This is a genomic window from Nostoc sp. UCD121, assembly GCF_014222285.1.
GTDB lineage: Bacteria > Cyanobacteriota > Cyanobacteriia > Cyanobacteriales > Nostocaceae > Nostoc.
Window position 1 is genome coordinate 1 of the sequence record NZ_JACKZS010000014.1, and the last position, 14,412, is coordinate 14,412.

Below are 14,412 nucleotides of genomic sequence, written 5' to 3' on the forward strand. Positions count from 1 at the left end.
CGAAGACACCGTTCGACTTGCATGTGTTAAGCATACCGCCAGCGTTCATCCTGAGCCAGGATCAAACTCTCCGTTTTAATTTGGAAAGCTTTATAGCTCAATTTAGCTGCTCTTTTTTAACTTCAGCTTAGTTATCTTATTTTCTTGACGCAACACACTTGCTGTATTATTGCTTTCAAACTATAATATTTTCAAGGTTCAGTATCCCTTTTCGCGAGTCGCTTTTAAGCTCTCCGCTTCAGGCACTTATTCAATATAGCGAACACAACTCCTTGTGTCAACTATTTTTTCCAAAATTCTTTTGGACTGCTTTTCTGTCCCCTCTAACTCCCCACCGTACAGGCTTCTAGGCAACAATGGTTTATGCACTGTGTCGAGTAATAAGGGGGAAGTGTGAATTTTCAATCGGTTATAGCTTTGTTGCATCAGTTCTGGGGTGAGCGCGGTTGTCTCATTGCCCAGCCCTACGATATTGATATATCTAATGTAGTAATGCAGGTGGTGCATCTAAATAATAGATAGATAGTTGTAGATAGTTGCCGGAGTATTAGGATTACTGTTTCATTTTTGAAAAAGCACTATATATATATTGATGGCATCCATCTGTACTTAACCTTGTGGCACCGATTTAATAATATAAATTTATACAAGTAGTATGCCCTTTGCTTGGGTATTGATAACTCATATCTCTTGCCAAAAGCCGATCGCTCAATTTCACTCATTTCAGAATTTGGGCAGCTTACAGCTATGATCTGACAAAAATTAATATTGACTTAATATTAAAAATACTGTCTGCAATAAGCCGATAACAAAACCTAAAACACCACCTAAAGTCACAATGGCTTGCAATTCATTTTTGACAATTCCCTCGATAGCAGCTTCTAGATCCGCAGGTGAAGTTGATTTCACGCGGTCAACTATCACTTGATCTATCGATAAAATCGGAATTGCCTGTGCCACAATTATTTCTAAATCTTTTTCCAAATACTTGTCTAAAATTAGAGCCAACTCTTGACTCATCACTTCTAAAGAAGTACTGACAACCGGTGAAGTACTAAGACGATTCAGTAGCACTACAGCAATATTTTCCCAATCAACAGAATCAGTTAATCCTTGTAAAAAATCGCTGCCACTGTTTTGGAGGTAATGGCGGACACTTTCGCGGGTGGTCTTTCGCAGTTGGCGCACCGTACCCATCGGCAAGTTTTGTAATGATAAATTTTGCAGGAATTTCCTGATGCGATCGCGTATTTGCAAATCTTGAGTCAATTCCTGCAAACGATTATTGGTAGCTTCTTTCTCATCTAAGCAAAAAGTTCGTAGCCGTGTAAGAGTGTTACGTAAGCCAAACAAATTTGCTACAACCCAATAAGTACCACTGGTTTTTTCGCGGAACCCTTCATCAATAATTTGAATCGTGCGATCGGTCAAAAAATCAACTATCGCTTGGCGCAGCATATCCGGTGGTAAAACTACTTCTAACAACCAATCAGCAAGCCTTGTCGCTTGTTCTTCACTCAGTTGAAATTCCAGCAATATCTGGTCAAAAATCTGATTGATTTGCGCTTCCAAAAAGTCTTCACGTCGCGCTAAAACCTTGAGTAACCGAGGTAAGGATTCCCCTAGCAAATCTCGCAAAATTCCCGCGACAATTTTGGCACTTTTCTCGTTTTTTTCTGTGTTGATTTGTTCAATCGCCAAACGCAACAGCCAGAGAATTGCTGCTTGCACGCGTTCTGTTTGCAACAAACGCCGCGCCAAATTTTGTAATTCTTGTGGTGTCAACAGTGACCCCATAATGGTCTTGGAAATGTTCAGAGCTAGACGTTCCTGGTTGCGGGGAATCAAGCCAGGCGTGAAGGGTACTCTTCGTCCAGCAATGTAAATTGCTTTGTAAGGACGGAACAACATTTTGATGGCTATATCATTTGTGAAATAGCCAATAATTCCACCCAGTACCGGGGGAGACACATAAAGCCAAAGATGAGACCAGTCCACAGGATTTTGGATTTTGGATTTTGGATTGTGAATTCTAGATTAGAAATTAGGGATTGGGGATTGGTAATTGGCGGTTATTAGTTATAAGTTGTTTTTCCACTAACTACTAACGATTTTCCATTAGCCATTACCTACTCCGCAGTCCCCAATCTAAAAGACGTTCGCAGACTCGCTCTAAGCGAATCTATGCCATTGGCAAAGCCTCTCGTTCGCGTTAGCGTCTCTGAAAGAGAAGAGAAGGCTTTACGCCACGCTATCCCAAATCTAAAATCTAAAATTTGCTGACTACCAGCACTCCCATCATACCGTTCGCAATGGGGTAGTGTGTGGCAAGAGCAAAACCAACTTGACGCGCTAACTCTATTTGCTCTTGGCCTATGGGAAAGCGGTCTAAGCTGGGACTGATGTAAGCATATTCTTCTTTTAACCCTAAATAATTGGCAACTGGCACCACGAAACTATCCAGATACAACTGCTGAAAGGCACGTAACTGAGGATTGCTCGGTCGATGAAAGTCCAAAATTGCAGCTTTAGCACCCGGTTTCAAAACACGGTATAACTCTTGGAGACTGCGAGGAATATCTTTAACATTCCTTAAACCATAGCCCATTGTTGCGGCATCAAATTGGTTGTCGTCAAAGGGTAAATTTAGTACATCTGCTTCTACCCAGGCGATGCCTACGGCGGGCAAAGCCAACGCAGGTTGAGGGTATTGTTTTTGGGAACGTTCTTTAGCAGTTTCTAGTAGGTTGCAGGAAAAGTCCACTCCATATACATATCCTGTAGCTCCCACGCGCCTTGCCAAACGTAAAGCTAGATCGCCACTACCGCAGCACAAATCTAATGCAGTATCACCCGATTTAGCTGCACTCCATTTAACTGCCATTTCCTTCCAAATTCGATGCTGTCCCAAACTCAACCAATCGTTCAATTGGTCATAAACTGGAGCAATACGGTTAAAAATGGATTGAACTTCGTTAGTCATTGGTCAATAATTCATTGGTCATTGGTCATTAGTCATTCGTCATTTGCCAAGGGTAAAAGACAAATGACAAAGGACAAATGACAACTACACAATGGTTTGATGGTATCCACTGCTAGTCAGAGCGATCGCTACCAGTTGTGCTGATAAATTAATTAGCATTAATTCATCTTCCCGCAAAGTGCAAGGTTGTTTCCACTGTAGCGATAATACGCCCAAAAGTTGATTATGGTAGCTAATTGGGATAACTAAATGTGCTTGCACACCAGTATTTTGGTAGTGAGTAGCATCAATTAGTTTAGTGTCTTTAGGTATATTTAAAGAAACTTGCATTTGCCCAGTGGCGATCGCTTGCGTTGTTAGTGGATCAAGAGATAGCCAATTCTCTATTTTACCTGTATCGCTGTAAGTTCCTTGAGTTGCAATCAGAGTATTTCCATCTGTAAGTTGTAAGATACAGCCTTCTGTCCCAAAAGTATCACTCACAGCCTTAGCGATTGGAGCGAGAGTTTCCTCTAAACTAGAAGCTGCTTGAGTTACCTGCACCAAAACACTCAGCAGCGCCATTTGAGCATGAGCGCGGCGTAATTCTTCTGTACGTTGCTTGAGCAAGTCGTAGGTTTCTGCTGCTCTTTGCACCACTGCCTTGAGTTCTCCTGGGTCCCAAGGCTTGGTGATATATTTGTAGACTTGTCCAGCATTAATTGCCTCTACCAAGTCTTCAATATCAGTAAATCCAGTGAGAATTATCCTCACCGTATCGGGAAACTGAGGTACAGTTTTGCTCAGAAATTCAGTTCCTTTCATTTCTGGCATCCGTTGATCGGAGATAATCACAGCTACCTCCCCTTCTGCTGCCAAAACTTGTAGAGCGTTCACTCCACTATCAGCTTTCAGAACATTAAAGTCGCGTCGAAAGGTGCGATAAAGGAGATCGAGATTATCTGGCTCATCGTCAACTACCAATATTTTCAGCTTTTTTGGCCGTTCGAGAGTCATTACTTGATATTGGACTTTATCAATTTCGACACTGGGATTATCCATAAGATATTTCCTTTAAATATTCACTATCTTGTTATATTCCATACCAAGCTTAGTTGAGAATAGCTAAAAATTGCCAAGGGTTTATACGGAGCTATTTTGCATATTTTAAAACTATAACAGTGAGCTATACAGAGAAAAATTACCTGCCAAAATATCTGAATTAGGAAAGACCGCACCAGAAGAACCAACTAAATCAGCGTCACTATGGCGATTTTCATCATAGTAGGGCTGACGCAAAACTACACGCGGTAGGGGCTAATACCCTGTGGGAAATTCTACGCCCAGGGCTACGCTAACGCCAGTTCCTTGATGCTGGCGAACCCGTCCATCGGACTAGCTCATCACTTTGCGTCTACATGAATTGCTCTAAGAAGAAAATTAGGGTTTCAGCTAAAGTTTTGCATAGATTAAGGTAGGTTTATAAATCTCCTTTGGATACAACACGCAGTAGAGGCGCACAGATGTGCGTAGTGTTACTTGTAGAAGGGCTTATAATTATATGGGTTGAAATTCCAACCTCCTGGCTTTTTCTAAACTCAAGGCAGTAGGTCTGGGTAATTCTATAGATTAGAATAAGACTTGCTCATGAGGTGTTAATCATCCTCTCAAGTTGAAGCTCGCATCCCGATTATGACTGATCTACCACCCAACGCTCAGAATCCCGAAGACAATGCTACTAACGATGTAGCACAAGAGTTACTACGAAGACTGAGGCAAAAACAAGGCAACTGGGTGGAATGGGGAACGGCGATCGCCTCGTTGCTAAAAACCGGTTACAACCCCCAAGAAATTTTTGAGGCGACTGGATTTGAGCCAATTCAACAAAATCAGGTAGTTGTTGGTTCTCAAGTTTACAATTCTTTGGAAAACTCTGGAGTATCGGAAGAAACGCGATCGCACTATGCCACACGCGGCAGTGATGTTTTATACGAACTCCGTTTGCTCACCCAAGAAGAACGCGCCGCCGCTGCCGAACTGATCTTTTTCCATAATGTTGATGCTGATGAGGCACGGGATATAGCAAAAGCACTTAAAGAGTTCTCTTATTACCGCACTTTGCCAGAAGGGTTTTCTGCCCATCCTGGAGATGCTGTTGCTCATCAAGTTTGGAAACTGGCACGCCAAAATGCAGATTTACAACAGCGATCGCGCCTGATCGCCAAAGGTTTACGTTTTGCTCACACGCCAGCAGCAAGGCAAAAAATCGAACACCTACTGACTGATTTTACTACCGTTCCCCAGCGTCCAGCGCCAATTTTACCCTTTTACCGCCTGGAATTCGAAGAACAATTACCCCGAATTTTGCCCGTAGTAGGTGAGTTGCCATTATCACGGCAAGATTTGCAAGCTGTGCCGATATTGACAGAAATTGAACCATTTCGTCTGGTTAAGTTTTCTGGAGAGCAAGCTTGGGTTCCATTACCAGGATGGCAAGTGCTATTGGCGGCAGAAGATCCAGTAGTGATTTTAGCGAATAGCGATCGCTTTCCCATCCAAACCCAAAGCCAAGTCGGGCCCGTCGTAGTTGTGATAGATCGTGCCAAACGAGAATGGGATGCCTCTAGCTATTTTGTTGTTGAAAAGGGTGGTGAATTAGATTTTCAGTGGTTTGAAACTGAGCCAGAAATTCCTTTACTAGGACAAATTATTATCATTGTGCGTCCTAAGAAAATTCTGGATGAAGAATTAACTAAGGATTCCTGGCAGATTGACGAATAATTGCAGAAGAATTCAGAATTCAGAATTCTGAATTCTGTTTCGATAAAATTTCGTGTTAATTTTCTAAATCTTTACTGATAACAGTTGTGCTGCCCATTTGTTCTCGCAGAATTGCAACTTGAGAAATCATGATTTTCTCTAGTCCCCCAGTTTCCATTGCTCCCATCCAACTAATCATTGACGAGAGAAATAATTCTTTGAGGTAGGCAAAAGAAAAGCCTTCTGTCAATGCAGCCATCTGACTTACAACCTCCTCAGATAATCCCATTCCACTGTTTAATTTATCATTCCACAATGTGATGTAGGTTTCTCGTTCGGGAAACGCTGGCAGATCAAAATGATATTTCCGATCAAAGCGGCTGGGGCGATCGCTAATTGCTGAATCTAAACGTTCTGGATGATTAGTGGTTGCAATAGTCACAATTCCTTGATTAGAGGCAAACCCATCAAGCTCATTCAAAAAGAAAGAGCGGTTTTCATCATTCAATAGAGAGTCAATATCTTCTAATACCAAAACACAAGGGGCAGATTGCCGTGCTTGTTTGAATACTTTACGGATATTGTCGCTATCAGTAGCATACTCAGACTTAAAGCTTTTAACGTACAAGCAAGGCTGCTGCATTTGATTAATTAATGCTTTCACCGTATGCGTTTTTCCATTTCCTGGTGAGCCAATAAATAAAATGCCACGTTTCCAAGGAACACTGTAATTTGCGTAAGTTTCGCGGGAGGCAAAGAAGTTTATTAGGTCATCTTGAATATCTTGTTTAAGGGTTTTATGCAAAACTAGATTCTCAAAAGTTGAGTCTTGAATAGATTGAAAAAGTTCGGGATTTTTATCCCAGTAACCATCTTCAAAAACTAACAGTTCATCACGAATTTCTGAGTTCCACTCACAAACTGCGGCGAAAAAGTTTTCAGCTACTTCTGAACTATCTGCCAAAATCCAAGAATAACGAGTTTTACAATAACCTTCATTCCAACTCATTAAGACGACATCAAGTTTATTTCCTTGCCATGAAACTTGAAATCTGGCATTTTCATTATATTTATAAATCTCGTTATACATGCCATTCCAACCAGTAAGTATCTGGTTATGGATATGATTATCATGTTTAATTTTGCAGAAATTTGCCTCAGCGTACTTTTCTAAATTGAAAGAACTATCATTACTTTCTAACAATGCTTTTTTAGGATAAATAGCTGCTAGCTCCTGACTAACATGATAGGAAATAGCATTATTAGATAAGCTAAGACCTTGTGTAATTATTTTTTGAATTTTCATCTTTATTTATTTTTCTGGTTAGTTAGAGCTTAGAAAGATATCAAATTAAGCTAATCTAACATTAAGATGGCTGAATTGCGAATTCCGGCTTAAAGAATTATTCTTCCAAATATAAAGTTTGATATGTCAGACTCTAAATTTACTACTCCAATAGCTCAATCACTCCATTCAGAATTGTCTGAGCGATCGCCTGTTTCTAACCTGGGGGAGAAGATTCTCGCAATTCGTAATAGTCTACGCCCTGGACAACAACAAATGGCTGACTGGGGATCTGGCCCTTTGGCTATTTCTGCCGTTCCTGGTGCAGGCAAATCTACTGGGATGGCGGCGGCGGCGGCGATCGCAATCGCGCGTCAATATGAACGTTATGCCCAGTCGCGCCCATCCTCGCGTCGTCATTTGGTAGTCGTCACCTTTACTCGCTCTGCTGCTGCCAATATTAAAGCGAAGATCCGCAAATTCTTACGAGATGATTTATCTCTCCCTCAGACTGGATTCTTTGTCTATACCCTACATGGTCTAGCGTTGAATATTGCTAGCCGCCATTCTGATTTATCCGGTTTGCAGTTAGAAAATGTCACATTAATTACACCGACCCAAAGCCACCGTTTTATCCGAACAGCCGTAGAGCAATGGATTGCAAATAATCCAGGAATATATTTGCGGTTATTAGAAGGTCATCAATTTGATGGAGAAGAGACAGAAAGATTGCGTCGCCAATCGGTGCTACGAACAGAAGTATTACCGGAATTGGCGAATACGGTAATTCATGAAGCCAAAAGTTCGGGGATATCACCAGAAAAACTGCGGGAGTGGAGTAAACAAACCACAGATGAATATACAATTTTGAGCGTAGCGGCGGGATTGTATGAACAATATCAAAACTTAATGCGATCGCGTGACTTCATCGATTACGACGATATGATTTTAGCCGCACTGCGCGTTTTAGAAAACGACAGCGCCCGTCGCATTGAGCAAAACCAAGTTTTCGCCGTCTTTGAAGATGAAGCCCAAGATTCTAGTCCCCTACAGACGCAACTGTTAGAAATTTTGGCGAGTGATGGGTACAAAGGTGATAAATCCTCAATCCTGGCTCCTCACACCTCACTCAATCTAGTCCGAGTCGGCGACCCCAACCAAGCAATTAACTCTACCTTTACCCCAGCCGATCCGATTTATTTCCGGCAATTTTGCGAAGAGTGCGATCGCATTGAACGATTGGCAACGATGGATCAAGCCGGTCGCAGTACTAGAATTATCATTGAAGCTGCTAACTTTGCCCTCAAATGGATCAATAATCAATCTTTAGCAAAAACGAATAACGGACAACAGATTCCTGACAACCGACAAGTACCATTTCGCTTGCAGACAATTCGCCCTGTTGAAACTGGCGATCCACAAAAGAACGCCAACCCAGCACCTATAGGACGGGGATTAGAACTTTATACACCACGTGATATTCATCACACCGTTGAATTGTTATCTCAAAGAGTAATTGAGTTATTTGGTGAAGACCCAACACAAAATAGTGCAGCGATTTTAGTGCGAGAAAATCGCCAAGGAAGATGGCTATCAGAGGCTCTAGCACCTGTATGCAAAGAGCATAATATTACACTCTACGATGTGGGAGAACGCGATCGCCGTTCTCATGTTCCTCAAGAGATTTTAGCATTGCTGCAATTTTGCGATCGCCCTCACTCCCCCGATTACCTCAAAGCCGCCTTGGAAGCATTAGTACAGCGCCAATTAATTCCTACTCAAGACCTCAACGCCCTTGCTAGTCTACCAGAAGAATTTTTGTATCCTGGCCCCCTAGCAGCACCCCAGACAGAAACAGTCCAAAAGGCTGCACGCTTGTGTCGCAATTTACTTCGCGCCCGCTTGGAATTGCCCCTGTATCAGCTAATTTCCTTTCTTGCCTTGACCTTAAATTACGACCAGGCAGAATTAGCAACTGCTGACAAACTTGCAGAACGGGTAAATCAGCAGATAGCTGGCAATAGTTCAATGGGGGGAATGCTGTCAGCTTTAAGTGAAATCGTCAGTTCCGAAAGGTTTGAACCAGTGGAAACCGAAGATTCGGAAGAACGTTACACTCGTCGCGGTCAACTGACCATTATTACCATGCACAAAGCCAAAGGGCTAGATTGGGACTATGTATTTCTTCCATTTCTCCACGAAAACTTGATTCCTGGTAGATTTTGGGTTCCTCCCCAAAGCCAGTTTTTAGGTGATTTTACCTTATCAGAAGTAGCCCGCGCCCAAATTCGTGCTGCTCTCCACGGAGAATCCACCATACCAGATGTTACGCAAGCATGGGAACAAGCAAAGCACTTGAAAATATCTGAGGAGTACCGTTTACTCTACGTTGCGATGACACGGGCCAAACGTCTGGTATGGATGTCAGCAGCGCAGAAAGCTCCATTTACTTGGAGTAAACCAGATAATTTACAAGAACAAGCGCCTTGCCCAGTATTCCCAGCATTAAAGCGCCAATTTCCTGAATGTGTGGCGAATTTAGCGGTAATGGCTAAATAAAGGCGATCAAAATTTTTAAGAAATTGAAGAAATTTAAAGTGATTAGCGATCGCAGCATCCCAGAATATCTGTATAAAATAAATTATCTCTTGTGGAATTTGCCATTTCAAAATTGGTGTTATACATTGGTGTTCAGCTTTTAATCAGAAATATATTTATCAATGAAAACCCAACAAATCAGTTCCACCACAATAGTAAATAGACCCACCAAAACGAAAAAACAGTCTTTTCCTGGCATGAATATTGGTAGCCCCAAAGCACCATTCCGCCAATGCAAGAAAACAGTACAACAGCATGAATTACTCAGTGATTGGGAACATGCGAGTTAATTTATTGACATAATTTTATGCCAAATTACGGTTATCATGTTGACTTCTGTGCAACTCCCAGTATTTGATTGGGCATTAACTAAGAAACCATTTTAAATTAGGGGTGCAACGAATTTTTTCGGTCTATTGCCATAAGCCAACAATCAGAGTATTTCCCTTCATGCAGTTCATGTGCCGGCAATAACTTTAATTTCACAAAACCACATTTTTCATAGCAGCGAATGGCGCGAGGATTGTCAACATGCGGGTCTATGACAATTTTATGAGCTTGCAGATGTTCAAAAAGATAGGTGATAATTGCTGACAGGATTTTTGTACCAATTCCCTTGTTCCAATAGTCGGTTTCGCCTATGAACAAATCAATTCCGTAGACATAATCAGTATGTTCGAGATGATACAATCGCCTGTCAGTTTGGGATAAGTCATTGAGCGCACAATACTGCAAATAACCAATGGGAATATTTTGATAGTAGAACACGCACGGAACAACCGGATCATTTCCCTCGATCATAGGTTTGTAAGTTTCTATAATTCTTTCTAAAGGAAAAGGATTATCTCTTCCTTCATAAAATTCCAAAACTTGTGCATCAGTTAACCATTTTGCTATCAACTCATAATCATAGATTTCATCTTGCATTAGACGAATAGTTATTTCGTCTTGTTGAATTAACATATCCTGTGTAGATTTTTCTAGACCGTATTTAAACAATTATAGTTTGTTCAAAATGTTTATTGTTTTCTAAAAATTATGAAAAAGCAAATATGAAAAAGCAAAAGGGAATTCCATGCCCGCTTTGTAAAAATGGAATTCCCTTGAATTTTGCCTTATCTCTACCAAAAGATACCTATGATGAGCTTAAATTTACTCAATTACCACCAGACGTAACAGCTTTATTATGTATAGCAGTGTCTTCAGCCTTTCTCTGCCATTTGCCATCGCTGCCTGGTTCGTATTCATTCTTCACACTATTCCAAGCAATTTCACGCGCACCCTCTTCATTTGAACCATTACTTTGAGCAGCATTAAATGCAGCTAGAAAAATCTGCTGTGCGTGTTCAGGCAACTGCTCTCTAATATCATTGGGCAATTCATTTATTGTTTTATCAGCCATAAACTTATCTCCAATTATTTCAACTTAAGTTCATACTAAAAAACTTGCAGTATGATTTCCTCTTTCTAGAAGAATAGAAGTAAATAATCATACTTTTGGCTGAGTCAGACAATTTTAAATCAGCGATGCAATGATATTGATACTCATGGCTAAAATGGTGGTATTGAAAAAGAATGATAATATGCTATGTAACAAAGTCAAGCGTCTCATCTCGTGCGATCTCGTCTCCACATCTGAAACTTGGCTTGTCATGCCAATTACAAACGAATAATATAAAAATTCCCAATAGTCTGGAGAGTCGTTATTAGGAAAATCTAAACCTGCGGTAATTTCTTCACTATGATTACGATTAATATATTTGTAATAACTGTGTGCATATTGCACTGCAAACATTGTATGCACTAATAGCCAGGAACCGACAATGGTTATAATTGCAAGTATGACATGTAGAATAAGCAGAATTGTTGACAACTCTTTTTTATCAGTTAGCAAAAACCCAATGGCTAAAACACTCGCACAAGCCGCAGCTATCACTAGCATGAATATAGCCAAATGTCCTTCATATTCACTCTCCGCATAACGGCGAATTTTTTCTGGTGTAGCCTCGATCATTTTCCACCAAGTTACGGCTAAGAAAAAGTCAGCACCAAAATTCCAAGCGCAGAGAGTGCGAGTTGCTAAGTGCAGCCAACGGGGAAGTATTACTGAAATTAATACAGCGAGTGCGACAGCAATTATAAGTCTGGGTCGAGGGTCAAAGTTTTTAAATAAGTTAAGTTTCACAAATATTGCGATCGCAGATGTTATCCAGTTAAATTTAATTAATTTGTAATCTCTCTTAAAAGGCTACGGTGTAAACACAAGTAAGATCCAGAAAGCCCTCATGTAGAGACGCAATTCATCGCGTCTGAAAGACTGACACGCTAGAGAGACGCGATAAATCGCCGTCTCTACAAAGAATCTACTCCTCAATTATTCCTTGACAAACTACTATTTCCAACTTGTGTGTACACCGTAGCCTTTTAGGAGAGAGGTTAAAATGTATTGCACCCCAACGAGAACCTCTATAGTACTCAACTAATTACGAATTACGAATTACGAATTACGAATTATTTCAACTTGCCTCTAATCGTTTCTATTCGTTGACGATTAACACCCAAATCGCTTTGACCTAAGCGTGAAGCGGAACGCACTTGGATCGCATTGGCATTTCGGTCTAGATAAAACTCTACATCATCCACAAATCCCAGTAAAGCACTTTTAAATTCTGCATACAAATAATCTTGGCTTTCGGTAATGATTTGAGTTCTTGGTAAAGACTGAATAATTTGTTTAAGATTATTAATTGCTTCTTCTGGAGTAGATGTAAAAGTCAATGGTGCAATTTTGTGGGCTACATCTGTACTCTGACTAGAAACACAGTTAGGAGAATTAGGACAGGATGCTAATTTACCGTTGCTAACACCTAAATTATTCGGTCGTTTGCCAGCAAAAACCATAATTACGTCTCCAGGTAAGTAAATAACTATACTCTCACACATTTACTTGAACCACTGTAATGCTTTCCCGCGATCGCATCTTCTGGCAAATGACAGATTCCTTAAAACATCAGTGATGCGTTCGCTCTATGATTCGGTAAGTATCGTCTAGGCGAAGACAGATTATGACGCAAACAATTTCAATCAACGACTCCGGGCGTTTGCAACTCACACCGCTAGAAATCCCATCCCGCCTACTGTTAGGGCCTGGGCCATCCAATGCCCATCCCACAGTTCTCCAAGCGATGAATACTTCACCAGTTGGGCATCTTGACCCAGCTTTTCTCGCCCTCATGGATGAAATTCAGTCGTTGCTACGCTACGTATGGCAAACAGAAAACCCACTCACCATTGCAGTTAGTGGTACGGGAACAGCTGCAATGGAAGCAACGATCGCTAATGCTGTTGAACCTGGTGATATAGTTTTGATTGGTGTGGCTGGTTATTTTGGTAATCGCCTTGTAGATATGGCTGGACGTTATGGTGCTGATGTACGAACCATTACCAAGCCTTGGGGACAAGTCTTTAACCTTGATGAACTCAAAACAGCCCTAGAAACTCATCGCCCAACTATTTTAGCTCTAGTTCATGCCGAAACTTCCACCGGCGCACGGCAACCGTTAGAAGGAGTTGCTGATTTGTGCAATGAATTTGGCACTTTGCTGCTAGTGGATACTGTGACAAGTTTGGGTGGCGTTCCGTTGTTTTTGGATGCTTGGGGAGTTGACTTAGCCTATAGTTGTAGCCAAAAAGGGTTAGGTTGCCCGCCTGGTGCTTCGCCTTTTACGATGAGTGCGCGTGCAGTTGAGAAATTGCAACAGCGCCAAAGTAAGGTTGCAAACTGGTATTTGGATATGTTGTTACTGGGTAAGTATTGGGGGGCTGAACGCACCTATCACCATACAGCACCCATTAATTTATATTATGCATTGCGGGAAGCACTGCGTTTGCTTTCAGAAGAGGGGTTAGCCAACTCCTGGCAACGTCATCAGAAAAACGTGGAGTATCTCTGGGAAGGGTTGGAGAATTTAGGACTGAGTATGCACGTGGAACAAGAGTATAGACTACCAACGCTTACCACTGTCCGCATTCCAGCAGGAGTAGATGGGAAAGCGATCGCACGGCAGTTACTCAATGAATATAATATTGAAATTGGCGGTGGTCTTGGCGAACTAGCGGGTAAAGTTTGGCGTGTCGGATTGATGGGCTTTAATAGTCGAAAGGAAAGTGCTGACCAACTTTTAGCAGCACTGCGGCAGGTTTTACCTAAATAATTTTTGGGTGAAAATAGTGCGCTAACAGTAGCTTAACGCACTTAATCTGGCACTACAATTATTACCAATTACAAGAAGCAACCAAGTTGGCTACTATCTCAACTAGTTCGTCTGGATCAATTGGTTTAGATACATGAGTGTCAAAGCCACCTTCCAAGGCACGGATACGAGCCTCAGCATCAGCATAAGCTGTTAAAGCAATAGCTGGGACTCGTCCACAATTGTTTGATTTGAGCGCACGGAATTTGCGGATGAAAGTGTAGCCATCCTCTCCAGGCAACCCAATATCAGAAATTAAAACATCGGGCTGTAATTCGGATAATACCTTGTGTGCCGCATCCGCCGATATTACTGGTATAACTTTTGCTCCATCCATTTCCAACACAGTAGTGATGAAAAAGCGAGTATCATTATCATCCTCAATTACCAGAATATCTAAACCAGCAAGAGTTCCAGAAGGTTCCATAAATGAAATTTTATCGTAAATTAAGGGTTTAAATCCCCATTTTGAAAATGTCTTTATGGTCTTTCCTACATGGCTTAAAAAGTCAGATACCTATCCCTAAAGTAATTAATCATTCGTAATTACAAAT

At 41.3% G+C, this 14,412-nt stretch carries 15 protein-coding genes and 1 rRNA gene; 5 read left to right on the plus strand and 11 right to left on the minus strand.

Annotated features, from left to right (window positions below):
• Positions 1-77: ribosomal RNA gene (locus GNF10_RS04995) — 16S ribosomal RNA — on the minus strand; the annotation flags it as partial.
• 316 nt (positions 78-393) lie between these two features.
• Here GNF10_RS04995 and GNF10_RS38365 point away from each other — a divergent pair.
• Positions 394-522, plus strand: coding sequence for a glycine--tRNA ligase subunit alpha (locus tag GNF10_RS38365; protein ID WP_311774106.1), 129 nt, complete (start codon positions 394-396; stop codon positions 520-522).
• 240 nt (positions 523-762) lie between these two features.
• Here the strand turns inward: GNF10_RS38365 and GNF10_RS05005 are convergent, their stop codons facing one another.
• The 4 genes from GNF10_RS05005 to GNF10_RS38370 form a co-directional block, all read right to left on the minus strand.
• Positions 763-1,998 carry a DUF445 domain-containing protein gene (locus GNF10_RS05005; protein WP_185581169.1) on the minus strand — a complete coding sequence of 412 codons (1,236 nt, stop codon included), beginning with the start codon at positions 1,996-1,998 and terminating at the stop codon, positions 763-765.
• 271 nt (positions 1,999-2,269) lie between these two features.
• The gene (gene ubiE, locus GNF10_RS05010) at positions 2,270-2,983 is read right to left on the minus strand and encodes a bifunctional demethylmenaquinone methyltransferase/2-methoxy-6-polyprenyl-1,4-benzoquinol methylase UbiE (protein ID WP_185581170.1); all 714 of its coding nucleotides are present in this window, start codon (positions 2,981-2,983) and stop codon (positions 2,270-2,272) included.
• Between the two features lie 84 nt (positions 2,984-3,067).
• Complete coding sequence (locus tag GNF10_RS05015) at positions 3,068-4,024, minus strand: response regulator (protein WP_185581171.1); 957 nt, start codon at positions 4,022-4,024, stop codon at positions 3,068-3,070.
• Between the two features lie 111 nt (positions 4,025-4,135).
• On the minus strand, positions 4,136-4,261 hold the full coding sequence (locus tag GNF10_RS38370; RefSeq protein WP_260446136.1) for a hypothetical protein: 126 nt from the start codon (positions 4,259-4,261) through the stop codon (positions 4,136-4,138).
• Positions 4,262-4,654: 393 nt separating this feature from the next.
• On the opposite strand from GNF10_RS38370, the gene GNF10_RS05020 reads away from it, so the two are divergent.
• Positions 4,655-5,743, plus strand: coding sequence for a RuBisCO accumulation factor 1 (locus GNF10_RS05020; RefSeq protein ID WP_185581172.1), 1,089 nt, complete (start codon positions 4,655-4,657; stop codon positions 5,741-5,743).
• A gap of 55 nt (positions 5,744-5,798) precedes the next feature.
• Here the strand turns inward: GNF10_RS05020 and GNF10_RS05025 are convergent, their stop codons facing one another.
• Positions 5,799-7,028: an ATP-binding protein gene (locus GNF10_RS05025; protein WP_185581173.1), complete on the minus strand. Its 1,230-nt coding sequence runs from the start codon at positions 7,026-7,028 to the stop codon at positions 5,799-5,801.
• A gap of 123 nt (positions 7,029-7,151) precedes the next feature.
• Between GNF10_RS05025 and GNF10_RS05030 the strand changes: the two genes are divergently transcribed.
• Positions 7,152-9,566 (plus strand): ATP-dependent helicase, encoded by a 2,415-nt coding sequence (locus GNF10_RS05030; protein ID WP_185581174.1) that lies wholly within the window; start codon positions 7,152-7,154, stop codon positions 9,564-9,566.
• A 161-nt stretch (positions 9,567-9,727) separates the two neighbouring features.
• Positions 9,728-9,895 carry a hypothetical protein gene (locus tag GNF10_RS05035; protein ID WP_185581175.1) on the plus strand — a complete coding sequence of 56 codons (168 nt, stop codon included), beginning with the start codon at positions 9,728-9,730 and terminating at the stop codon, positions 9,893-9,895.
• 97 nt (positions 9,896-9,992) lie between these two features.
• Here GNF10_RS05035 and GNF10_RS05040 read toward each other — a convergent pair whose 3' ends face one another.
• The 4 genes from GNF10_RS05040 to GNF10_RS05055 all read right to left on the minus strand — a co-directional run bounded on the left by GNF10_RS05040 (position 9,993) and on the right by GNF10_RS05055 (position 12,506).
• Complete coding sequence (locus tag GNF10_RS05040) at positions 9,993-10,568, minus strand: GNAT family N-acetyltransferase (RefSeq protein WP_185581176.1); 576 nt, start codon at positions 10,566-10,568, stop codon at positions 9,993-9,995.
• A 193-nt stretch (positions 10,569-10,761) separates the two neighbouring features.
• Positions 10,762-11,007, minus strand: coding sequence for a ChaB family protein (locus tag GNF10_RS05045; protein ID WP_185584137.1), 246 nt, complete (start codon positions 11,005-11,007; stop codon positions 10,762-10,764).
• 114 nt (positions 11,008-11,121) lie between these two features.
• A complete protein-coding gene (locus tag GNF10_RS05050; RefSeq protein ID WP_185584140.1) occupies positions 11,122-11,790 on the minus strand; it encodes a DUF1345 domain-containing protein in 669 nt (222 codons plus the stop codon).
• Between the two features lie 326 nt (positions 11,791-12,116).
• Complete coding sequence (locus GNF10_RS05055; RefSeq protein WP_185584191.1) at positions 12,117-12,506, minus strand: DUF1499 domain-containing protein; 390 nt, start codon at positions 12,504-12,506, stop codon at positions 12,117-12,119.
• Between the two features lie 164 nt (positions 12,507-12,670).
• Between GNF10_RS05055 and GNF10_RS05060 the strand changes: the two genes are divergently transcribed.
• Positions 12,671-13,819, plus strand: coding sequence for an alanine--glyoxylate aminotransferase family protein (locus GNF10_RS05060; RefSeq protein ID WP_185584142.1), 1,149 nt, complete (start codon positions 12,671-12,673; stop codon positions 13,817-13,819).
• Between the two features lie 61 nt (positions 13,820-13,880).
• Here the strand turns inward: GNF10_RS05060 and GNF10_RS05065 are convergent, their stop codons facing one another.
• Entirely contained in the window at positions 13,881-14,285 is a 405-nt protein-coding gene (locus GNF10_RS05065; RefSeq protein WP_185584144.1) for a response regulator, read from the minus strand.
• Between the last annotated feature and the right edge of the window lie 127 nt (positions 14,286-14,412).

Coding starts and splice junctions, on each gene's coding strand:
- GNF10_RS05025 (WP_185581173.1), bottom strand. CDS start 7,028: ATGAAAATTCAAAAAATAATTACACAAGGTCTTAGCTTATCTAATAAT.
- GNF10_RS05040 (WP_185581176.1), bottom strand. CDS start 10,568: ATGTTAATTCAACAAGACGAAATAACTATTCGTCTAATGCAAGATGAA.
- GNF10_RS05045 (WP_185584137.1), bottom strand. CDS start 11,007: ATGGCTGATAAAACAATAAATGAATTGCCCAATGATATTAGAGAGCAG.
- GNF10_RS05030 (WP_185581174.1), top strand. CDS start 7,152: ATGTCAGACTCTAAATTTACTACTCCAATAGCTCAATCACTCCATTCA.
- GNF10_RS05020 (WP_185581172.1), top strand. CDS start 4,655: ATGACTGATCTACCACCCAACGCTCAGAATCCCGAAGACAATGCTACT.
- GNF10_RS05015 (WP_185581171.1), bottom strand. CDS start 4,024: ATGGATAATCCCAGTGTCGAAATTGATAAAGTCCAATATCAAGTAATG.
- GNF10_RS05060 (WP_185584142.1), top strand. CDS start 12,671: ATGACGCAAACAATTTCAATCAACGACTCCGGGCGTTTGCAACTCACA.
- ubiE (WP_185581170.1), bottom strand. CDS start 2,983: ATGACTAACGAAGTTCAATCCATTTTTAACCGTATTGCTCCAGTTTAT.
- GNF10_RS05055 (WP_185584191.1), bottom strand. CDS start 12,506: ATGGTTTTTGCTGGCAAACGACCGAATAATTTAGGTGTTAGCAACGGT.
- GNF10_RS05065 (WP_185584144.1), bottom strand. CDS start 14,285: ATGGAACCTTCTGGAACTCTTGCTGGTTTAGATATTCTGGTAATTGAG.
- GNF10_RS05035 (WP_185581175.1), top strand. CDS start 9,728: ATGAAAACCCAACAAATCAGTTCCACCACAATAGTAAATAGACCCACC.